This is a genomic window from Geodermatophilus ruber, assembly GCF_900114385.1.
GTDB classification, from domain to species: Bacteria; Actinomycetota; Actinomycetes; order Mycobacteriales; family Geodermatophilaceae; genus Geodermatophilus; species Geodermatophilus ruber.
The window spans coordinates 168539-187207 of sequence record NZ_FOSW01000001.1; the positions used below are offsets into that span (position 1 = coordinate 168539).

The 18669-nt window shown below is 75.4% G+C and carries 24 protein-coding genes; 7 read left to right on the plus strand and 17 right to left on the minus strand.

What is annotated here, in order from left to right:
• Positions 1 to 34: 34 nt before the first annotated feature.
• The gene (locus tag BMZ50_RS00920; RefSeq protein ID WP_091320980.1) at positions 35 to 253 is read left to right on the plus strand and encodes a hypothetical protein; all 219 of its coding nucleotides are present in this window, start codon (positions 35 to 37) and stop codon (positions 251 to 253) included.
• Positions 254 to 309: 56 nt separating this feature from the next.
• Here BMZ50_RS00920 and BMZ50_RS00925 read toward each other — a convergent pair whose 3' ends face one another.
• Together BMZ50_RS00925 and BMZ50_RS00930 are read right to left on the minus strand one after the other, a co-directional pair.
• Entirely contained in the window at positions 310 to 990 is a 681-nt protein-coding gene (locus BMZ50_RS00925; RefSeq protein WP_091319947.1) for a response regulator transcription factor, read from the minus strand.
• Complete coding sequence (locus BMZ50_RS00930) at positions 987 to 2255, minus strand: sensor histidine kinase (protein WP_091319950.1); 1269 nt, start codon at positions 2253 to 2255, stop codon at positions 987 to 989. The genes BMZ50_RS00925 and BMZ50_RS00930 overlap by 4 nt, the downstream gene beginning before the upstream one ends.
• Positions 2256 to 2483: 228 nt before the next feature.
• Here BMZ50_RS00930 and phoU point away from each other — a divergent pair, with 228 nt between their 5' ends.
• The gene (phoU, locus tag BMZ50_RS00935; RefSeq protein ID WP_091319953.1) at positions 2484 to 3140 is read left to right on the plus strand and encodes a phosphate signaling complex protein PhoU; all 657 of its coding nucleotides are present in this window, start codon (positions 2484 to 2486) and stop codon (positions 3138 to 3140) included.
• Between the two features lie 88 nt (positions 3141 to 3228).
• On the opposite strand, the gene BMZ50_RS00940 is transcribed toward phoU, so the two are convergent.
• Together BMZ50_RS00940 and BMZ50_RS00945 are read right to left on the minus strand one after the other, a co-directional pair.
• Positions 3229 to 3990 carry a phosphoglyceromutase gene (locus tag BMZ50_RS00940; protein ID WP_245753220.1) on the minus strand — a complete coding sequence of 254 codons (762 nt, stop codon included), beginning with the start codon at positions 3988 to 3990 and terminating at the stop codon, positions 3229 to 3231.
• Positions 3991 to 4015: 25 nt separating this feature from the next.
• On the minus strand, positions 4016 to 4315 hold the full coding sequence (locus BMZ50_RS00945) for a hypothetical protein (protein WP_091319960.1): 300 nt from the start codon (positions 4313 to 4315) through the stop codon (positions 4016 to 4018).
• A 49-nt stretch (positions 4316 to 4364) separates the two neighbouring features.
• Here BMZ50_RS00945 and BMZ50_RS00950 point away from each other — a divergent pair, with 49 nt between their 5' ends.
• On the plus strand, positions 4365 to 5123 hold the full coding sequence (locus BMZ50_RS00950; protein ID WP_091319963.1) for a class I SAM-dependent methyltransferase: 759 nt from the start codon (positions 4365 to 4367) through the stop codon (positions 5121 to 5123).
• On the opposite strand, the gene BMZ50_RS00955 is transcribed toward BMZ50_RS00950, so the two are convergent.
• The 3 genes from BMZ50_RS00955 to mshA are packed head-to-tail and all read right to left on the minus strand — an operon-like array spanning position 5120 to position 8567.
• The gene (locus tag BMZ50_RS00955; protein WP_091319967.1) at positions 5120 to 6721 is read right to left on the minus strand and encodes an MFS transporter; all 1602 of its coding nucleotides are present in this window, start codon (positions 6719 to 6721) and stop codon (positions 5120 to 5122) included. The two genes, BMZ50_RS00950 and BMZ50_RS00955, sit on opposite strands and share 4 nt — an antisense overlap.
• Entirely contained in the window at positions 6718 to 7260 is a 543-nt protein-coding gene (locus BMZ50_RS00960) for a type III secretion system chaperone family protein (RefSeq protein WP_218146035.1), read from the minus strand. The genes BMZ50_RS00955 and BMZ50_RS00960 overlap by 4 nt, the downstream gene beginning before the upstream one ends.
• On the minus strand, positions 7257 to 8567 hold the full coding sequence (gene mshA, locus BMZ50_RS00965) for a D-inositol-3-phosphate glycosyltransferase (RefSeq protein ID WP_245753222.1): 1311 nt from the start codon (positions 8565 to 8567) through the stop codon (positions 7257 to 7259). Before mshA ends, BMZ50_RS00960 begins: the two co-directional genes overlap by 4 nt.
• Before the next feature lie 133 nt (positions 8568 to 8700).
• Between mshA and BMZ50_RS00970 the strand changes: the two genes are divergently transcribed.
• Positions 8701 to 9483 (plus strand): SDR family oxidoreductase, encoded by a 783-nt coding sequence (locus tag BMZ50_RS00970; RefSeq protein WP_091319973.1) that lies wholly within the window; start codon positions 8701 to 8703, stop codon positions 9481 to 9483.
• 60 nt (positions 9484 to 9543) lie between these two features.
• Here the strand turns inward: BMZ50_RS00970 and BMZ50_RS00975 are convergent, their stop codons facing one another.
• Positions 9544 to 10551, minus strand: a complete 1008-nt coding sequence (locus tag BMZ50_RS00975; RefSeq protein WP_091319977.1) for a UDP-N-acetylmuramate dehydrogenase — start codon at positions 10549 to 10551, stop codon at positions 9544 to 9546.
• Between the two features lie 34 nt (positions 10552 to 10585).
• Between BMZ50_RS00975 and BMZ50_RS00980 the strand changes: the two genes are divergently transcribed.
• On the plus strand, positions 10586 to 11446 hold the full coding sequence (locus BMZ50_RS00980) for a class I SAM-dependent methyltransferase (protein ID WP_091319981.1): 861 nt from the start codon (positions 10586 to 10588) through the stop codon (positions 11444 to 11446).
• Between the two features lie 128 nt (positions 11447 to 11574).
• Positions 11575 to 12438, plus strand: coding sequence for a spermidine synthase (locus BMZ50_RS00985; RefSeq protein WP_091319984.1), 864 nt, complete (start codon positions 11575 to 11577; stop codon positions 12436 to 12438).
• Here the strand turns inward: BMZ50_RS00985 and BMZ50_RS23895 are convergent.
• Positions 12428 to 12595, minus strand: coding sequence for a hypothetical protein (locus BMZ50_RS23895; protein WP_177212574.1), 168 nt, complete (start codon positions 12593 to 12595; stop codon positions 12428 to 12430). The two genes, BMZ50_RS00985 and BMZ50_RS23895, sit on opposite strands and share 11 nt — an antisense overlap.
• 24 nt (positions 12596 to 12619) lie before the next feature.
• On the opposite strand from BMZ50_RS23895, the gene BMZ50_RS00990 reads away from it, so the two are divergent.
• Positions 12620 to 12823, plus strand: a complete 204-nt coding sequence (locus BMZ50_RS00990) for a PspC domain-containing protein (RefSeq protein ID WP_091319987.1) — start codon at positions 12620 to 12622, stop codon at positions 12821 to 12823.
• Between the two features lie 18 nt (positions 12824 to 12841).
• Here BMZ50_RS00990 and BMZ50_RS00995 read toward each other — a convergent pair whose 3' ends face one another.
• The 8 genes from BMZ50_RS00995 to BMZ50_RS01030 form a co-directional block, all read right to left on the minus strand.
• Positions 12842 to 13129 (minus strand): DUF2516 family protein, encoded by a 288-nt coding sequence (locus BMZ50_RS00995; protein ID WP_091320983.1) that lies wholly within the window; start codon positions 13127 to 13129, stop codon positions 12842 to 12844.
• A 143-nt stretch (positions 13130 to 13272) separates the two neighbouring features.
• Positions 13273 to 14046 carry a hypothetical protein gene (locus BMZ50_RS01000; RefSeq protein ID WP_091319990.1) on the minus strand — a complete coding sequence of 258 codons (774 nt, stop codon included), beginning with the start codon at positions 14044 to 14046 and terminating at the stop codon, positions 13273 to 13275.
• The gene (locus BMZ50_RS01005; RefSeq protein ID WP_091319994.1) at positions 14043 to 14555 is read right to left on the minus strand and encodes a helix-turn-helix domain-containing protein; all 513 of its coding nucleotides are present in this window, start codon (positions 14553 to 14555) and stop codon (positions 14043 to 14045) included. The genes BMZ50_RS01000 and BMZ50_RS01005 overlap by 4 nt, the downstream gene beginning before the upstream one ends.
• Positions 14556 to 14644: 89 nt before the next feature.
• Positions 14645 to 15613: an asparaginase gene (locus tag BMZ50_RS01010; protein WP_245753224.1), complete on the minus strand. Its 969-nt coding sequence runs from the start codon at positions 15611 to 15613 to the stop codon at positions 14645 to 14647.
• A gap of 62 nt (positions 15614 to 15675) precedes the next feature.
• A complete protein-coding gene (locus BMZ50_RS01015) occupies positions 15676 to 16236 on the minus strand; it encodes an RsiG family protein (protein WP_091319997.1) in 561 nt (186 codons plus the stop codon).
• Positions 16233 to 17096 carry a beta-keto acid cleavage family enzyme gene (locus BMZ50_RS01020; RefSeq protein WP_091320000.1) on the minus strand — a complete coding sequence of 288 codons (864 nt, stop codon included), beginning with the start codon at positions 17094 to 17096 and terminating at the stop codon, positions 16233 to 16235. Before BMZ50_RS01020 ends, BMZ50_RS01015 begins: the two co-directional genes overlap by 4 nt.
• Positions 17093 to 18196: a CAF17-like 4Fe-4S cluster assembly/insertion protein YgfZ gene (gene ygfZ / locus BMZ50_RS01025; protein ID WP_091320003.1), complete on the minus strand. Its 1104-nt coding sequence runs from the start codon at positions 18194 to 18196 to the stop codon at positions 17093 to 17095. The genes BMZ50_RS01020 and ygfZ overlap by 4 nt, the downstream gene beginning before the upstream one ends.
• Positions 18193 to 18660, minus strand: a complete 468-nt coding sequence (locus tag BMZ50_RS01030; protein WP_218146036.1) for a Fur family transcriptional regulator — start codon at positions 18658 to 18660, stop codon at positions 18193 to 18195. Before BMZ50_RS01030 ends, ygfZ begins: the two co-directional genes overlap by 4 nt.
• Positions 18661 to 18669: the final 9 nt, after the last annotated feature.

Here is an 18669-nt window from a genome sequence, read left to right on the forward strand (position 1 = left end):
CGTGCGGCGGGAGACCGGCGCGCACGCTTCCTCCATGTTGCTGATCACCTGCCCCGTGACGAGGACCGACGAGCTGGTCGCCGACCGGCGCATCCGCTCGGTGGTCAACCACCCGACGCACATCGCCCTGCACGTCGAGTGCCCCTGCGGCGGCGTGCACGTCTACCGCACCGGCCGCCGGTGGGAGGACCGCCGCCGGGCCGCCGCGCAGGCCCCGCCGGCTCACCCTGCGCGCGACCTCGTCGACGCCTAGGGGCGAACACATGGACGAACTGCAGGAGGAGACCGGCCGGGGGGTGAGCGCCGTCGTCAGGCTTCGAGCTTGTAGCCCAGCCCGCGCACCGTCACCAGGTACTTGGGGTTGGCCGGGTCCGGCTCGATCTTGGCCCGCAGCCGCTTGACGTGGACGTCGAGGGTCTTGGTGTCGCCCACGTAGTCCGACCCCCAGACCCGGTCGATGAGCTGGCCGCGGGTGAGCACCCGGCCGGCGTTGCGCAGCAGCATCTCCAGCAGGTCGAACTCCTTGAGCGGCAGCGCGATCGGGTCCCCCTCCACCGCGACGACGTGCCGCTCGACGTCCATGCGGACCGGGCCGGCCTCCAGCGCCGCCTCGGCGGGCACGTCCACCTCCCCGCGTCGGCGCAGCACCGCGCGGATGCGGGCCACCAGCTCGCGCGCCGAATAAGGCTTGGTGACGTAATCGTCGGCCCCCAGCTCCAGGCCGACGACCTTGTCGATCTCGGAGTCCTTCGCGGTGAGCATGATGATCGGCACGCCGCTCTTCGCGCGCAGCGCACGGCACACCTCGGTCCCCGACAGGCCGGGCAGCATGAGGTCGAGCAGGACGATGTCCGCCCCGGCGCGGTCGAACTCGGCCAGCGCCTGCGTCCCGCTGGCCGCGACGACGGGCTCGAACCCCTCCCGCCGCAGCATGTAGGCGAGCGCGTCGGAGAACGACTCCTCGTCCTCCACCACCAGCACTCGGGTCATGACCGTCCCTTCGGGGAGTCGGCGGGCACAGCACCGCCGGAGTCGGGCGCGGATCCCGCTCCGCGGGCGGGGAGAGCCACCTCGGGCGGCGTCACGACCACCGCCTCGGGCGGGGTCGCCTCCCCGGCGGGCGCGGGCCGCCCGGCGAGCGGGATCCGCAGGGTGAACGTGGAGCCGAGGCCTTCCTCGCTCCAGACGCTGATGGAGCCGCCGTGGTTGCTGGCCACGTGCTTGACGATGGCCAGGCCGAGACCGGTGCCCCCGGTGCTGCTGGCCCGCGACTGGTCGACCCGGTAGAAGCGCTCGAAGATCCGCACGCGGTCCTGCCGCGGGATGCCGATGCCGCTGTCGGTCACGGTGATCTCGGCGAACCCCGAGCGGGCGCGGGCACCGACGGCGATGCGGGTGCCCGCGGGGCTGTAGGCGACGGCGTTGGCCAGCAGGTTGGTCACCGCCGTGGCCAGCTGGGACTCCACCCCGCGCACCACCAGTCCGCCCTGGCCGCCCGCGGCGATGTCGATGTGCTTGGCCGCCGCGGCCAGCTTGGTGCGGTCGACCGCCTCGGCGACGACGGTGTCCACCTCGACGGGCAGCAGCTCGGGCAGCGGTTCCCCGCCCTGCAACCGGGAGAGGTCGATCAGCTCGCGGACCAGCCGGGTCAGCCGGTCGGCCTCGTGCCGCATCCGGGCGGCGAAGTGCTGCACGATCTCCGGGTCGTCGGCGGCGTCCTCGACCGCCTCGGCCAGCAGGGACAGCGCGCCGACCGGCGTCTTCAGCTCGTGCCCGACGTTGGCGACGAAGTCGCGCCGGACCGCCTCCACCCGGCGGGCCTCGGTGACGTCCTGGAGGACCAGCGCCACCGGCGCCGGCGCCGGGCCGCTCTCCAGCCGCATCCCGTGCACCCCCACCAGCCGGGGGCCACCGCCCACCAGGGCGCCGGACAGCGGGATGTCGGCGCGCCGCCGGCCACCGGTCCGCACCGCGCGGGCGTGCTCGACCAGCTCGGGGACCAGCAGCCGGGTGTCGCGCACGATGCCGAGGGCACGCGCGGGCGGATTGGCAAGCACCACCACGTCGTCGGCGTCGAGCAGGACGACCGCCGGGTCCATCAGGTCGATCAGCCGCCGGGACAGCACCGCCTCGGCGAGGGTGGTGTCCGGCTGCGGAACGGCCTCCGCCACGGCGGAGCGGAAGCGCAGCAGGACGGTGGCGACCAGGACGCCACCGACGACCAGGCCCACCACGAGGGCGACCGTGGGGCTCACAAACCCGATGCTAGGCCGCAGGAAGGCCCGCACCTCCCCCGTCCGAGTGGTGCTACCGACACGTACCGACACTGTTCACGTTCCCGTGCCCACCCGTTCACCGATGCGTCCCGACGCCGCGGCGCGACGGATCTACCCTCGACGTGAACGCGCCGGGGCATGAATGTCGACGGACTCCGGGCGCAGGTGACACGACCGGCCCCCGGCCGGCCGACGAGGAGGACGACGGTGCGCGACAGTTACCGCGAGGAGCTCGACGACATCCGGGCCTGCCTGGTGGAGATGGCCAACTCGGTCGGCTCCCAGGTGAGCCTGGCGACCACAGCCCTCCTCGACGCCGACGTCACCGTCGCCGACCGCGTGATCGCAGGCGACGCGCCCCTCGACGCCACCCGGGAGAGCATCGAGCAGCGCTGCTTCAACCTCATCGCCCGGCAGGCCCCGGTGGCCACCGACCTGCGCGCCATCATCACCGCGATGCGGATCGCCAGCGATCTCGAGCGGATGGGCGACCTCGCCGAGCACATCGCCAAGGTGGCGCGGATGCGCTTCCCGGACTCCGCGGTGCCGCAGGAGGTTCGGCCGGTCTTCCTGGAGGCCGGGCACGTCGCCGAGACCCTGGTGACCAAGGCCGGCACCGTCATCGCCAAGCGCGACGTCGAGGCCGCGCTGGAGCTCGAGGACGACGACGACGCCATGGACAAGCTGCACCGGCAGCTGTTCCGCGAGGTGCTCTCCGACGTCTGGCCGCACGGTGTCGAGACGGCCATCGACATCACGCTGCTCGGCCGGTACTACGAGCGTTTCGCCGACCACGCGGTGAGCGTGGCCCGGCGGGTGGTCTTCCTGGTCACCGGCGAGCGCCGGGTGACCACCGCGCCGTAACTTCTGTCGCCCTCCGGCTGCCCGGCCCCCATGACAGGCCAGGGGCCCTCTCCCGCGTTCGGGAGAGGGCCCCTGGCCTGTGTTCGGGCTACTTCTTGCCCTGGTTCTTGACCGCCTCGATCGCGGCCGCGGCAGCCTCCGGGTCGAGGTACTCCCCGCCGGGCTTGACCGGTCGCAGGTCGTCGTCCAGGTCGTAGCGCAGCGGGACGCCGGTGGGGATGTTGAGCCCGACCACCTCGTCCTCCCCCATGCCGTCGAGGTGCTTCACCAGCGCCCGGAGGCTGTTGCCGTGCGCGGCGACCAGCACGGTGCGGCCGGCGCGCAGGTCCGGGACGATCGCGTCGTACCAGTACGGCAGCATGCGGACGACGACGTCGGCCAGGCACTCGGTGGCCGGCCGCACCTCCGGCGGCAGCATCGCGTAGCGCGGGTCGCCGTCCTGGGAGTACTCGCTGCCGGGCTCGATGGGCGGCGGCGGGGTGCTGTAGGAGCGGCGCCAGACGGTGAACTGCTCCTCGCCGTACTCGGCCAGCGTGGCGGCCTTGTCCTTGCCCTGCAGGGCGCCGTAGTGGCGCTCGTTGAGCCGCCAGGAGCGCTTGACCGGGATCCACTGCCGGTCGGCCGCGGCGAGGGCCAGCTCGGCGGTGCTGATCGCCCGCTTGAGCACGGAGGTGTGCGTGACGTCGGGCAGCAGGCCGTGCTCGGCGAGGAGCTCCCCGCCGCGGGCCGCCTCGGCCCGGCCCTTCTCCGAGAGCGGGACGTCCACCCATCCGGTGAACAGGTTGGCCTTGTTCCACTCGCTCTCACCGTGGCGGAGCAGCACCAGCGTGCCGGGCGGGGTCGTCGTCACGCCGGTCATCCTGCCCGACGCGGGCTCACGCGGTGACCAGTGGCCACACGAGCCACAGCTCGAAGGCCGCCGGGGGCAGCAGACCGGCCAGCAGCCAGGGGCTGCGCACCGGGCGGCCGGCGCCCCACCGCAGAGCAGCGACGACGGCGGTGCTGCAGCCGACCGCCACGCCCAGCCACAGCACCACCGCGGCGACGTCGAGGACCACCAGCTGGGCGAAGACCAGCTGCACCGCGCAGAGCACGAGCGGGTAGACCAGCGCCGAGGCCGCCACGATCCCGACGAGGACCTGGACGAAGCTCTGGTGCACGGGGCCCTGCTGCATCGCCGTCCACGCTAGCGTCCGGCGAACCGGCTCGGGGCAGGATCGGGGCATGACCGCCGTGCGCCGCTGGGCCGCTGAGCTGGCTGCCTGGACGATCGACCCGGAGATCCTCGCCGCCGCCCCGGAGTCCCCGTACGGCTTCCCGCCCGGGCTGTTCGGCGGCGTCCGCCGTCCCGGCCGGACCGTCGACACCGTGCGCGCCGCGGCGCCGGCCAGCGTGCTCGACGTCGGCTCCGGGGGCGGCGCGGCGAGCATCCCGGCCGGGGCGGCGCAGCTGCTGGCGGTGGACCAGTCGGCGGAGCTGCTCGACCGCTACCGGTCAGCGGCCGGGAGCACGCCCGTGCGGACCTGGTGCGGCCGGTGGCCCGACATCGCCGCAGAGGTGCCGGCGGCCGACGTCGTCGTCGCCGCGGACGTCGTCTACAACGTGCCCGACATCGCCGAGTTCGTGGCCGCGCTCACCGACCACGCCCGCCGCCGGGTGGTCGTCGAGCTCAGCGACCGGCACCCGTGGACGTCCATGGGCGCGCTGTGGCGGCACTTCCACGGGCAGGAGCGCCCCGGCGGACCGACCGCGGAGCTCTTCGGCGAGGTGCTCGCCGAGCTCGGGATCGCGGCGGAGTCGGCGACCGAGCCCCGGCCGGGCCCCTGGGAGGACGCCCCGGCGGACGTCGTCCTGGCCTTCACCCGGCGCCGGCTGTGCCTGCCGGCGTCCCGGGAGGCGGAGGTCGCCGAGGCGATGCGCCGGTTCCACGACGGCCGACCGCGCACCTCGACGACGTACTGGTGGCCCGGGACCGCGTCCTAGGCGCGCCGGTCGGGGGCCGCGGCCGCGGCGTCCGCGCGCCGGCGCCCGGGCAGCCAGGTGAAGACGACGGCGGCGGCGACCAGGGCGGCGGTCGCGGTACCGATCGCGGTGAGGTGCATGGCGGAGACGAAGGCGTCCTGGGCGGGGCCCACCAGCCCGGTGGCGGCGGCCGCGGCCTCCTCGTCCCCACCGGCCCGCACCTGCCCGACCGCCTCCAGGGTGGCGACGATCGAGGAGCTGGCCTCCGCCCGCAGCTCCGCCGGGAGGACGTCGACCTGGTCGCCCAGGCGGGCCGCGTAGGCCGAGGCGAGCACCGAGCCGAGGATCGCGACGCCCAGCGCGCCCCCGACCTGGCGCACGGAGTTGTTGACCGCGGCGCCCGCGCCGGCCTTGTGCCGCGGGACAACCGACATGATCGACTCGGTCGTCGGGGCCATCACCGCCCCCATGCCCAGCCCCTGCACCGACAGCAGGGCGATCAGCAGCCACAGCGGCGCGGTCCCGTCGAGCAGCTGGAAACCGAGGAAGGAGACGGCAATGAACAGGAACCCGCTGCCGACGACCGCCTTGGCCCCGAACCGCTCGGCCAGCCGGGAGCTCTGCGGGGCCATCAGCGACATGCCCAGCGCCGTCGGGATCAGCGCCGCCCCGCTGGCCAGCGGGTTGTAGCCGAGCACACCCTGCAGGTAGTAGACGAGGTAGAACGTCGCGCCCATGAGGGCGAAGAAGTTCAGGCCGAGCGCGGCCGCGGCGGCGGAGAACGCCGGGTTGCGGAACAGCGAGACGTCGAGCGCGGGGTGCCTGGAGCGCTTCTGGAGCCAGACGAACAGGACCAGCAGGGCCACCCCGCCGAGCAGGGGGACGAGGACACCGGGCGAGGTCCAGCCGGCCCCCGAGCCGCCGTGGATGATGCCGTAGACCAGCCCGGCGAGCGCGACGATCGAAAGCAGCACACCGGGGACGTCCAGCTTGCCCGGCGACGGGTCGCGCGACTCGGGGACGATCAGCAGGATCCCGACCATCGCCAGCAGGGCCACGGGGACGGCGATCAGGAAGATCGCTCCCCACCAGAAGTGCTCGAGGACCGCCCCGCTGGCCAGCGGGCCGCCGGCGACCGCCAGCCCCGCGGCGCCGGCCCACACCCCGATGGCGCGGCCGCGCTCGCCGGGCGGGAAGACGTTCGTGATGACGGCGAGCGTGGCCGGCTGCACCGCCGCGCCGCCGACGCCCATCACCGCCCGCCACAGGATCAGCTCCTCCGGACTGCTGCTGAACGCGCCGAGCAGGGAGGCGAGCGTGTAGACCGACAGCCCGATGAGCAGGACCCGGCGCCGGCCGATGCGGTCACCGACCACGCCCCAGGAGAAGAGCAGCCCGGCGAAGACGAGGATGTAGGCGTCGATGGCCCACTGGAGCTCGCTCTGGCTGGCGCCCAGCTCCCGCTGCAGGGTCGGGATGGCGACGTTGAGGGTGGTGTTGCCCATGATCACCACGAGCAGGCAGACCGTCATGGTCGCCAGAACCCACCAGCGCCGGGCATACCCGGGGGGCTCCTCCGCGGAAGCCGCCCCGGTGGTCGTGCGGTCGGTCGCCGTCACGCTCCGCCGTCCGGCGGTGCGCCGGGTCCTGGTCGCCGGGTCGGGTCGGCGAAGGCGGCGAAGGCCTCCAGGTTGCGCAGGGACTCCCCGCGCTTCACCCGCCACTCCCACTCCCGGCGGATCGAGGTGCCGAAGCCGATCTCGAGCATGGTGTTGAAGTGGTCGTCGGCGTAGCTGAGCACCGCGCCGAGGACGCGGTCGAGCTCCTCCGGCGTGACCGCGGCGTGCGGCAGCCGGCCGGTGAGGTAGACGTCGCCCACGCTGTCGATGGAGTAGGCGACCGCGTACATGCGGGCGTTGCGCTGCAGCAGGAAGGTCCACAGCTGCTCGCGGTTCTCGTCGGGCTGGCGGCAGACGAACGCCTCCACCCGCAGCGCGTGCTCGCCGACGATCAGCCCGCAGACGGTCTTGAGCTTGTTCGTGCCGGGCAGGTCGACCAGCCAGCGGCCGGGGGTGGGGTGCTCGTGGACGAGCTCGCCCTCGCGCAGGGTCTGCTCGATGACCGCGTCGAGCTCGGCGACCGGGCGCGTGCCGCTCACCGCGCCACCTGCGCGCCGAACGGCCGCACCGCGCCGAGGGCCCACGCCGGGCGGGGCAGCGTGCCGCCGACCCCGCGCCGGGCGGCGGCGGACATCTCCTCCGCGGCGGCGGTGTAGGCCGCCACCAGCGAGTCGACCGTGCGTTCCCACGAGAAGGCCGCCGCATGCCGGCGGGCACCGGCCGACAGCAGCTCGCGACGGGCGAGCACGGCGCGGATCGCCGACGCGTAGTCGGCCGGGTCGCGGCCGTCGACCAGCACCCCGGAGACGCCGTCGCGGACGGCTGTGGTGAGCCCGCCGACGGCGGAGGCGACCACCGGGGTCCCGCAGGCCTGCGCCTCGAGCGCGACCAGGCCGAAGGACTCGTTGTGGCTGGGGACGACGGCGACGTCGGCGGCCCGGTAGTGCTCGGCGAGCCGGTCGGCGTGCTGGGGCGGCAGGAAGGAGACCAGGTCGGCGATGCCGAGCGTGGACGCGAGCTGCTCGAGCTGCCGGGGCGCCTCCAGCCCGGCACCGCTGGGCGCGCCGATGACGTGCACCCGGAGCCGGCCGCGCAGCGCGGGCTCGTCGGCGAGCATGCGCGCGGCCGCCTCGAGCAGCAGGTCGGGGGCCTTGAGCGGCTGGATACGGCCGACGAAGAGCAGCACCACGGCGTCCTCGGCGATGCCCAGAGCGCGGCGAGCCGTCGTCCGGTCGCCGGGCACGAAGCGGTCGAGGTCGACACCGGGCGGGACCACGAGCGTGCGCCGCGGGTCGGCGGCGTAGTGGTCGACCAGCTGGCGGGCCTCGTCAGAGGTGTTGGCGATCAGCCGGTCGGCCTCGGCGACCACCTGCTCCTCGCCGATCACCCGGGTCCGCGGCTCGGGCCGGTCACCGGCGGCCAGCGCCGCGTTCTTGACCTTGGCCAGGGTGTGCGCGGTGTGGATGAGCGGCACGCTCCACCGGTCCCGCGCCAGCCACCCCACCTGCCCCGACAGCCAGTAGTGGGAGTGGACGACGTCGTAGTGCCCCGGCTCGTGCTGCGCCTCCTCACGCAGGACGGCGGCGGTGAAGGCACACAGCTGGGCGGGCAGCTCCTCCTTGCCGAGGTCCTCGAAGGGGCCGGCGGGCACGTGCCGCACCGTCACCCCAGGGCTCATCTCGACCACCGGCGGCAGGTCGCTGGAGGTGGCGCGGGTGAACACGTCGACCTCGATGCCGCGCGCGGCCAGCCGGCGGGACACCTCGACGATGTAGACGTTCATGCCGCCGGCGTCACCGGCCCCCGGCTGGTCCAGCGGGCTGGTGTGCACCGAGAGCGTCGCCACGCGCGCAGGCGTGGCCGCCCGGGGACGACGGCGAGCGGCCACGTCCGACCTCCCGCCCTGGCTCCGTCCTGCGGGCGCCGCACGAGGGCACCCTCCCGACCTTCAATCCTGCAACAACGCCAGGATGAGTCTCATGCCCGGCCCCTCTGCAGCTCACTCGTCCGGATACCGCCCCCTCCCCGGCGCCGGCCGCACCGCCGTCGTCACCGGCGCCTCCAGCGGCATCGGGGCGGCCACGGCCACCCGGCTGGCCGCCGAGGGTTTCGACGTCGTCCTCGGGGCGCGGCGGATGGACCGGTTGGCGGAGCTGGCCGCCGCGATCGGCGCCCGCGCGCTGCCGCTGGACGTCACCGACCCTTCATCGGTCGCCGCCTTCGCCGACGCCCTCGACCGGGTGGACGTGCTGGTGAACAACGCCGGCGGCTCCTTCGACGCCAAGCCGGTGGCCGAGGCCGACCTGGACTCGTGGGCGCGCACCTACGAGGTCAACGTGCTGGGCACCGTCCGGCTCACCCGCGCGCTGCTGCCGGCGCTGATCGCCTCCGGCGCCGGTGACCTGCTCTTCGTCGGCTCGACGGCCGGGCTGATCAGCTACGAGGGCGGCGCCTCGTACACCGCGGCCAAGCACGCGGTGCACACGCTGGCCGAGACGCTGCGGCTGGAGCTGTGCGGCGAGCCGGTGCGGATCATCGAGATCGCGCCCGGGATGGTGCGCACCGAGGAGTTCTCGCGCAACCGGCTCGGCTCGGCCGAGGCCGCCGATGCCGTCTACCGCGGGGTGCGCGAGCCGCTGGTCGCCGAGGACATCGCCGACTGCATCGCCTGGTCGCTCACCCGCCCGCACCACGTCAACATCGACCTGATGGTGGTCCGCCCGCGCGCGCAGGCGGCCCAGCACAAGGTCTTCCGCGAGTAGAGGGACTCCCTCCTCCGCACCCCTCGCACGCTCGGGGCGGCGCCCGGGAGGGGGCCCAGGCTAGGGCTGGACGGCGGTCGGTTCCCTCACCAGCTCGACGCCGAAGCGCTGCCGCACGGTCGCGACGATCGTGTCGGCGAAGGCGAGCAGCTCGGCGGCGGTCGCGCCCTCCTCGGTGGTGAGCGCGAGGCTGTGCCGGGACGACGTCCCCACGTGCCCCTGCCGGGTGCCGCGGCCGAACCCTGCGTGCTGCACCAGCCAGGCTGCGCTGAGCTTGACCTGCCCGTCCCCGGCGGGCCAGCTCGGGCAGCCCTCGACCGCCCGCGCCGCCGGGATGACCGGGTTGGTGAAGAACGACCCGGCGCTGCGGCTGTCGGGGTCGGCCGGGTCGAGCACCATCCCCTTCCCGCGGCGCAGCTGCAGCACCGCGGTCCGGACGTCGGCCAGCGGGGCGCTCGCGCCGAGCTCGACGCCGAGCGTGCGGGCGAGCTCGGCGTAGCCGACCGGCCGGGAGCGCTCGCCGGGCTCCAGCTCGAAGGTGACGGTGAGGACGACGAAGCGGCCCGGCTCGCGCTTGAGCCGGCTGTCGCGGTAGGCGAACCCGCACTCGGCGGGCGACAGGGTGCGCTCGGCCTTCTCCGCCCGGTCGTAGACGCGGACCGCGGTGATGGCCTGGGCGACCTCCTGGCCGTAGGCGCCGACGTTCTGCACGGGGGTGGCGCCGGTCGAGCCGGGGATGCCGGACATCGCCTCCAACCCGGCGAGCCGCTGATCGACGGTGAACGCCACGAGGTCGTCCCACGGCTCCCCGGCCTGCACCTCCAGCCGGGAGCCGGCGCGCTCGACGCCGCCGCTGCGGATGAGGACCACGTCCCCGGGCCACCCCGCATCGGGGGCGACGAGGTTGGACCCGCCGCCGAGGACGAGCAGCGGCCGGCCGGCCTCGTCGGCGTCCCGCACGGCGTCGACCAGCTCCGCCGCGTCGGTGACCTCGACGAGCCGGTCGATCGGGCCGCCCACCCCCAGCGTGGTGAGCTCGGCGAGCCGGGCGTCGCGTCGGACCTGCACCCGCCCACGCTAACCGGGGCTAGGCTCTGGACCGGTGAGCGAGGCAGGAGGCGGAGACCACAAGCGCCGGGCGGTGCTCGCTCCCCGGAAGGCGAACCCGCGGCTGGCCGCCGGGCGGGCGCGTGCCCTGGGCCTGCCGACGCGCGGTACCACCAACACCAATCGGCTGCGCCGGGTCGACCGCTGGGTGGTGGCCACCCAGATTCCCCGGCTGCGGGACGCCGCCCGTCCCCTCGTCGTCGACCTCGGCTACGGCTCCTCGGCGGTGACCACGCTGGAGATGGCCGACCGGCTCGGGCCCGAGGTGCACGGCCTGGAGGTGGTCGGCCTGGAGATCGACCCGGCGCGGGTGGCGGCGGTGGCGGCCGACCGGGACCCGCCGCGGGTGGACTTCCGGGTAGGCGGCTTCGAGCTGGCCGGGCTGCGGCCGGTGCTGGTGCGGGCGTTCAACGTGCTGCGCCAGTACGACCTGGAGTCGGCAGCGCACGCCTGGGAGACCATGCGGGCCGCGCTGGGCCCGGGCGGCCTGCTGGTCGAGGGCACCAGCGACGAGTGGGGCCGCCGCGCGGCGTGGGTGGCGCTGGACGCCGACGGGCCGCTGACCCTGACGCTGTCGGCCCGGGTGACCGATCTCGGTTCGCCGTCGGACCTCGCCGAGCGGCTGCCCAAGGCGCTCATCCACCACAACGTCCCCGGCCAGCCGGTCCACGAGTTCCTGCGCGCCCTGGACGCGGCGTGGGCCTCCGCCGCGGGCCTGTCCACCTTCGGCGCCCGCCAGCGCTGGACGGCGGCCGTCGAGGCCCTGGCCGAGCAGGGCTGGCCACTGGTCGGGTCCACCCGCCGCTGGAAGCACGGCGAGGTGACCGTGCGCTGGTCGGCCGTCGCCCCGGTCTGAACCGCCGCACCGAACCGGCTGGAGGCGACCGGCGCGCACCTGCTGCGCCGGCTCTGGGCCGCCCGGCCGAGGTGCTCGTCGGGGGCGACCCGGCGGCCGAGCTGCTCCTGCGGGGACGATGACTCCCCGTGGCACGTTCACAGCGCACCGAACCCGTCCTCCCGCCCGGGCCCACCGAGGTCGACGGCGGCACCGCCGAGCTCCTGGGGGACGCCGACCGGGACGGCTCGTGGGTGCTCCTGGTGAACGACACTCCCCAGTCGCACGTCGACCTCGACGACCCGGCGCACCTGGAGTTCGAGTACGTCCGCCGGATGGGCCACGTCCTCGACCTGGTGGCCGAGGAGGGGCAGCCGATCGACGCCGTCCACCTGGGTGGCGGCGCCCTCACCCTCCCCCGCTACGTCGCGGTGACCCGCCCCGGCTCCCGGCAGCGGGTGGTCGAGATCGACCAGCGGCTGACCGACCTGGTCCGCGCCCACCTGCCGCTCCCGCGCGGCGCCCGCATCCGGGTCCGCGCCGCCGACGCCCGCGCCGGCCTCGAGGCGCTACCGGCGGCCTCCGCCGACGTCGTGGTCAGCGACGTCTTCGCCGGCGCCCGCACCCCGGCACACCTGACCAGCGTCGAGTACGCGGCGCAGGCCCGGCGCGTGCTGCGCCCGGGCGGGGTCTTCGTCGTCAACGTGGCCGACGGACCGCCGCTGCGGTTCGCCCGCTCGCAGGTGGCGACGCTGGGCGCGGTCTTCCGCTCCGTCTGCCTGCTCGCTGAACCCGGCGCCCTGCGCGGCCGCCGCTTCGGCAACGCGGTGGCCGTCGCCTCCGATGCCGCGCTACCGATCCCCGCGCTGGTCCGCCGGTGCGCCTCCGACCCCATGCCCAGCCGGGTGGTGGAGGGCGCGGACCTGGTCGCGTTCGCCGGCGGGGCCCGACCGGTGCACGACGCCGACGCGGTCGCCTCGCCCGAGCCGCCGGAGGGTGTCTTCAGCCGCTGAGCGCAGCCTGGAACGCCGCCGGCGCCCCGCGACCGCCTGGACGGCAACGCCGGTCAGCGGCCAGCCGTGGACGGCGGCCGAGCAGCCCCGGGGTGGCGGTGCCGAGCCCGTCGACGTCGGCCGCGGTGAGGTCGCCCGGAACCGCACGCAGGAGCATGGCCGGAACCGTAGGGTCGGCACCATGACCTCGCCCGCGCGCCGTCCCCCGCTCCGCCGTGACACCCGGCACCGCGTGATCGCCGGCGTCTGCGCGGGCCTGGCCCGGCGCTACGGCCTGTCGGTGACCGCCCTGCGGCTGGCGTTCGTGCTCTCCTGCATCCTGCCCGGACCGCAGTTCATCGCCTACCTGCTGCTGTGGGTGCTCATCCCGGCCGACAGCCGGTGACGACGACGGCCGGCGGTCTCACCAGCTGCTGCCGCCCCGGCGCAGCCCGCGGACGGCGGGCCGTACGTCGACGAGGTAGACGATGGCCGCGATGACGGCCGGCAGCCCGAGGAAGCTCATGGGCCCCTGCCAGAGGATGACCAGCACCGCCAGTCCGGTGATCGCTCCCCAGGCGGGCTTGGTGAGCTTCCCCGTCGCGACGTAGCCGGCGGCCGGGCGGATCAGCGCGTCGATGAAGGCCCACGCGGTCAGCGCCAGGGCTCCGTAGAGGAGGACGAGGTAGACGACCCCGTCGAAGGACGGCATGCCCGAAGGGTACTCGCCGACACCCTGGGGCGAGAGCAGCGCGCAGCACCGGTTCGGCACCGCGCCCAGGTCAGGGCGGGTTCCGAACGCCGCAGGGCCCCCGAGCGCGGTGCGGCTCGGGGGCCCTGCGGCGGGTGCGAGGGTCAGTCGTCGGTCTTGGCGGGCACCGCGGTGGGGTCGGTGCGCTTGGCCGTGCGGGCACGGGTGACCCGCGCCGAGGTCGTGGCCTTGTTGCTCTTGCGGGCCGCCGAGGGCTTCTTGGCCGGCTTGGCCGGGGCGGGCTCCTCGGCGACGGTGAGGGTCGACGTGGCCGCCTCGGCCGCGGAGGAGGTCTTCTCCTCGACCCGGTCCACGGCCTTCGTCACCTTCGCCGAGGTCTTCTGCGCCCGCGAGGTCACCTCGTCGGAGGCCTCGCTGACGGTCTCGGCCGTCTCCTCGAGGATGTCCTCGAGCCGGTCCTCGACCGCGTCCACGGCGCGCTCGGCGCGGCTGACCACCGTGCGGAACCCGGGCTGGCGGCGCAGCTCCTCGACCACCTCGGCGCCGCGCACGGCGAGGGACTCGATCGTGGCCACCGCCTGGGTGCGGGCCACGCTGACCAGGCCGGTCACGGTGCCCACGACCGCGTCGGGGCGGACGGCGGCGGCCACGTGCTGCGCGGAGGTGCGGGCGGACTGCACGGCGCCGCGGGCGCGGCCGGCGGCCTCCCCGGCACGGGTGCGGGCCTCCTTGGCGGCCAGGTCGGCCTGGACCTGGGCCTCGCCGGGCAGGGCCTCGGCCCGCTGGACGAGCGAGCCGACGACGGAGCGGGCGCGCTCGACGGCCAGGTCACCGGCGCCGACGGCGGCCAGCAGGGCGGTCTTGTTGCGGACGGCGACGGTCTCGCCGACGTGCTTGAGGGTCTGGGTGGCGGTCATGCCGACTCCTTCGATGCGCGGGAGGGAGAGGTCTGCGGTGCGGGGTGCTCGGTGGCGGAGCTCGCGGTGTGCTCCCGGACGTAGGTCTCGTAGAGCTCGAGCAGGACGGCCTTGTGCCGCTCGGAGAGCGAGGGGTCGGAGCGGATCGCCGCCACGGTGTCCGGGTTGCCGGACCGGCGGTCGAGGATCCCGGCCTGCTCGTAGAGCGTCTCGGCCGAGATCTTCAGCCCCTTGGCGATGGCGGCCAGGATCTCCGCCGAGGGCTTGCGCAGCCCCCGCTCCACCTGCGACAGGTACGGGTTGCTCACCCCGGCCGTGCGGGCGAGCTCCCGGAGGGACACCCGGGCGGCGTTGCGCTGCTCCCGGATGAACTCCCCGACCTGCGTGCTGGTCGCGGAGACCTTGGACCGCTCCGCGGCCACCGTCTCCGCGACGTTGCCCGCCAGTTGGTCCACCTTCTCTCGGACGGTGGTCACCTGGTCGCGGACGAATTCCCCGGGCGTCTGCACGGGTCCGACGCTAGCGCCGGCTGCTAACTCTTGCAAGCGGTAGAGCAAGCACTTCCGGGGTGAGACGGCTCACATCCGCGCGGTTCGGCTCAACCTTCCAGCAGCGCGGCCGCGAGCACCTCGCCGACCACGCCGTCCCCACCCGACACCGGCGTCAGCGCCCACCGGGCCAGCTGCTCGGCCGGGACGCCGAGCCGCCGCAGCCCGGCGCACAGGGCCGGCATGCGGCCGCGGTCGCCGCCGTCGTCCAGCTTGAGCGCCACCGCACCGCGGCCGGGCAGCGCAGCCACGTGCACGCCGTCGGCGCCGCCCTTGACCAGCAGCCCGCCCACCGCGCGCATCAGCTCGGTGTCCTCCCGCCCCGTGCCGGCGACGAACCACGGGGCGGCCCGCATGGCGTCGGCGACCGCCCGCTCGGGGCTCCCCGGCGGCGCCTCGACCAGCGCCAGCACGCCGCGGGCCAGGCCGCTCAGCGGCAGCGCGTGCTGGGGCGCGCCGCAGCCGTCCACGACGACGGCGGCCACCGGCGACTCGGCGGTCTCGGCCAGCCGGGCCTCGATCGCCTGCTGCAGCGGGTGCGCGGGGTCCAGGTAGCCGTCGATGGGCCAGCCGGCCGCCACGCAGGCCGACAGCATCGCCGCGTGCTTGCCCGAGCAGTTCATCGCCGGCCGCTCCGGCGCCCGCCCGGCCATCAGCCAGGCGGCGCGCGTGCCCTCGTGCGAGGGCAGGGCCGGCGGGCAGCCCAGGGCGTCGGGGGTCAACCCGACGGCGGCCAGCATCCCGGCGACCAGCTCCCGGTGGCCGTCCTCACCGGAGTGCGAGCCGGCACCGATCGCCAGCTCCTCGCCGGAGCGGGGCGCCCAGCCGGCTGCCAGCAGCGCGGTCGCCTGTACCGGCTTGTTCGCCGAGCGAGGCAGCACCGGCCGGTCGACGTCCCCGGCGGCGAGGAGCACGCGCCCGTCGGCACCGACGGCGACCAGCGCGCCGCGGTGCACCGACTCGAGGAACCCCGCGCGCCACACCTCGACCATCACGGGGCTCTCGGGCCAGGAAGTCACCCGGCCCCCTTGCAGGGGCCCACCGCGAGCGTGCGAGTGGTGGGGGGCAAGGGAGTCCTCTTTCAGTGCCGGCCCTCGGCGGCGAGCAGCGCCGCGACGTCGGCCTCGCCGTCCTGGTACCGGCGGCCGAGCTCGGCGGCCAGCCCGTCCATGACCCGCTGGACGCCGCGGCGCCGCTCCGACAGCGAGCCCTCGGCGGTGGCCAGGGCGCGCGCGGCCCGCTCCAGGTCGGCGTCGGCCAGCTCGGGGACCGCCGAGAGGTCCACGCCCGGGGTCAGCGCGTTCACCCAGGACTCGTACTCCTCGGGCGCGGCCGGCTGCACCGTCTGGTGCCGGCCGAGGCCGTGCGCGGGGCCGCGGCCCTTCTCCGCGAGGATCTCCGGCAGCAGGTCGACCAGCGAGCGGCCGTCGTCCTCGGCGCGGCGCTGCAGCTCGCGGCGGACGATGTCCAGCCGGCCCTGCAGCAGCCGGCGGGTGTAGGAGAGGTTGACCTCCTCCTGCTCGGCCTGGCGGCGCAGCCGGCGGACGTCGGCCATCGGCCGCTGCACCGCGGCCTCGAGGAAGCCGGGGTCGAGCAGCGCGTCGACGGCGGCGCCGCCGGCGGGGATCGGTTCGCGGGTCACGGAGATGCCTCCACGGGAGTGCGCGGCGAGATGCCCAGCAGGGTGCGGGCGTCGCTAGTACTCATCGGCGGGCGCTGCGCGATCCGGGCAAGTCCGGCCGCGCGGGCCACCAGTTGCGCGTTGTCCCGCACCGGCTCGCCGGGGGCGTAGGTGAGCGTGTCCTCCATGCCCACCCGCAGATGCCCGCCGGCCGACAGCGCCGCGAGCATCACCGGCAGCGAGGTACGACCGACCCCGGTCGCGGCGAAGGTGGCGCCGGCCGGCAGGAAGGGCAGGCACGCGGTCAGCGCCTGCGCGGTGCCGGGCATCCCGCCGGGCACCCCCATGACGAGGTCGGCGTGCACGTGGCCGCCGTGCGGCGGGCCGTGCCGGTCGAGCAGCCGGGCCAGTGTGGCCAGGTGGCCGAGGTCGAACACCTCGTACTCCGGGACGATGCCGCGCTGCTGCATCTGCGTGTGCAGCTCGACGATGAGGTCCCAGGGGTTGCTGAACACGTCGCGGCCGAAGTTCACCGTGCCCAGCGAGAGCGAGGCGGCGTCGGGCGCGGCGTCGAGGACGGCCAGCCGGGCGTCGAACGGGTCGGTCACCGCTCCGCCGGTCGAGAGCTGGACGACGAGGTCGGTGGCCTCCCGGACAGCGGCGACCACCTCGCGCACGTACCCGAGGTCGAGGGTGGGCCGGGTCTCGGCGTCCCGGATGTGCAGGTGGATCACCGCCGCGCCGACCGCCTGGCAGTCCCGCGCGGTGGCCACCACCTCCTCGACGGTCACCGGCAGCGCCGGGACGTCGGCCTTGGCGGACTCCGCCCCCGTGGGAGCGACCGTGATCAGCGTGCCGGCGGGGAAGCCAGTCGGGGTCACCGGGGGATGGTGGCAGATCGGACGGCCCGCACGCGATCCCGCGCGGCCGCCCGGGAGTCGTCGAGCTCGGCCGGGGCGTCGTCCGGGTCGATCGCCGCCCGCGCGCCGCCGGCGGTGAGCTCGGCGTCGGTCTTCACCGACTGCTTGACCAGCGCCAGCCCGACGACGCCCAGCTCGTGGTGGCGGACGACGGTGCCCAGCCGACCCACCTCGCGGGCGCCGGCGGAGACCGGCGTGCCCGGCGCCGGCAGCTCCTCGCTGAGCCCGTCGAGGTGCAGGAGGACCAGCCGCCGGGGCGGCCGGCCCAGGTTGTGCACCCGGGCCACGGTCTCCTGGCCGCGGTAGCAGCCCTTGTCCAGGTGGACGGCGGTGGTCAGCCAGCCGGTCTCGTTGGGGATCGTGCGGTGGTCGGTGTCCACGCCGATGCGGGGACGGCGGGCCTCCACCCGCAGCGCCTCGAAGGCGTCGAGGCCGGCCGGGGTCGCACCCGCCTCGCGCAGCGCCTGCGCGCGGGCGGCCAGCTCGGCGCGGGGCACGAGCAGGTCGACCGCGTCGGCGCCGTCCCCGAGCGGCGGCATGCGGCGCACCCAGCCCCCGCCGTCCGTGGCGGCCACCGCGTACGGCGCCGGCGGGAGCGGCAGGCCGGCGGCGGCCAGCACCTCGCCCGCCCGCGGCCCGACCAGCGACAGCAGCGCCCACTCGCCGGTGACCAGGGCCGGCTCCACGCGGAGCATGAAGCGCATCCGGTCGAGGAAGTCCCGCAGCGCCGCGCCCGTGCCCGGCTCGACGTCGGCCCAGGTGGTGCCGCCCAGCTCGGCCAGCACCAGGTGGTGCTCGACGTGTCCGTTCGGGGACAGCAGCAGCGCCTCGGTGCCGGCGCCGTCGGCGAGCCGGTCGAGGTGCTGGCTGGTGAGGCTGTGCAGCCAGGAGAGCCGGTCGGCGCCGGGGACGGTCAGCACGTCCCGGTCGCTGCGATCGACCAGCCCGGCGCCCTCGGCGAGCGCGCGCTGCTCGCGCAGCGGGTCGCCGTAGTGGGCGGGGACGGACCCGTCCTCCACCGGCACGGCACCGGGTAGCGACAGGAGGGGTGAGGCGGTCATGAGTGCTCCGTTCCGGCTCGTCCGCGGCAGGCCCGGCACGTCCCGGACAGCGCGACGTGTCCCACGTCGAGCTGGAAACCGAGATCGGCGGCCAGACGTTCCGCCGCGGCGGCGAGCAGCGCCGGGTCGGCCGAGGTGATCTCGCCGCACCCCTGGCAGACGACGTGCAGGTGGGGGTGCTCGGCGGCGTGGTAGACCGGCGCGCCCTTGCCCAGGTGGGTGTGCCACACCAGGCCCAGCCGCTCGAGCAGCTCGAGGGTCCGGTAGACCGTGGAGGTGTCCGGGGCGGCCCCGTCGGGGCCGGCCTCCTCGCGCAGCCGCGCGCCGATGGCCTCGGGAGTCGCGTGCTCCAGCGCAGCGACGGCGGCGAGCACCCGCTGCCGCTGGGTCGTCAGCCGCAGGCCGCGGGCCCGCAGGCGCTCGGCCAGCGGCGCGGCCAGCTCAGGTCCGTGCCGGTCTGCCACGCGGCCGAG

Excerpts from the sequence above, each read along its gene's own strand:
- BMZ50_RS00920 (WP_091320980.1), top strand. The coding sequence starts at position 35 with ATGTTGCTGATCACCTGCCCCGTGACGAGGACCGACGAGCTGGTCGCC.
- BMZ50_RS00925 (WP_091319947.1), bottom strand. The coding sequence starts at position 990 with ATGACCCGAGTGCTGGTGGTGGAGGACGAGGAGTCGTTCTCCGACGCG.
- BMZ50_RS00945 (WP_091319960.1), bottom strand. The coding sequence starts at position 4,315 with ATGCAGCAGGGCCCCGTGCACCAGAGCTTCGTCCAGGTCCTCGTCGGG.
- BMZ50_RS00950 (WP_091319963.1), top strand. The coding sequence starts at position 4,365 with ATGACCGCCGTGCGCCGCTGGGCCGCTGAGCTGGCTGCCTGGACGATC.
- BMZ50_RS00970 (WP_091319973.1), top strand. The coding sequence starts at position 8,701 with ATGCCCGGCCCCTCTGCAGCTCACTCGTCCGGATACCGCCCCCTCCCC.
- BMZ50_RS23895 (WP_177212574.1), bottom strand. The coding sequence starts at position 12,595 with ATGCTCCTGCGTGCGGTTCCGGGCGACCTCACCGCGGCCGACGTCGAC.
- BMZ50_RS00990 (WP_091319987.1), top strand. The coding sequence starts at position 12,620 with ATGACCTCGCCCGCGCGCCGTCCCCCGCTCCGCCGTGACACCCGGCAC.
- BMZ50_RS00995 (WP_091320983.1), bottom strand. The coding sequence starts at position 13,129 with ATGCCGTCCTTCGACGGGGTCGTCTACCTCGTCCTCCTCTACGGAGCC.
- BMZ50_RS01000 (WP_091319990.1), bottom strand. The coding sequence starts at position 14,046 with ATGACCGCCACCCAGACCCTCAAGCACGTCGGCGAGACCGTCGCCGTC.
- ygfZ (WP_091320003.1), bottom strand. The coding sequence starts at position 18,196 with ATGACCGCCTCACCCCTCCTGTCGCTACCCGGTGCCGTGCCGGTGGAG.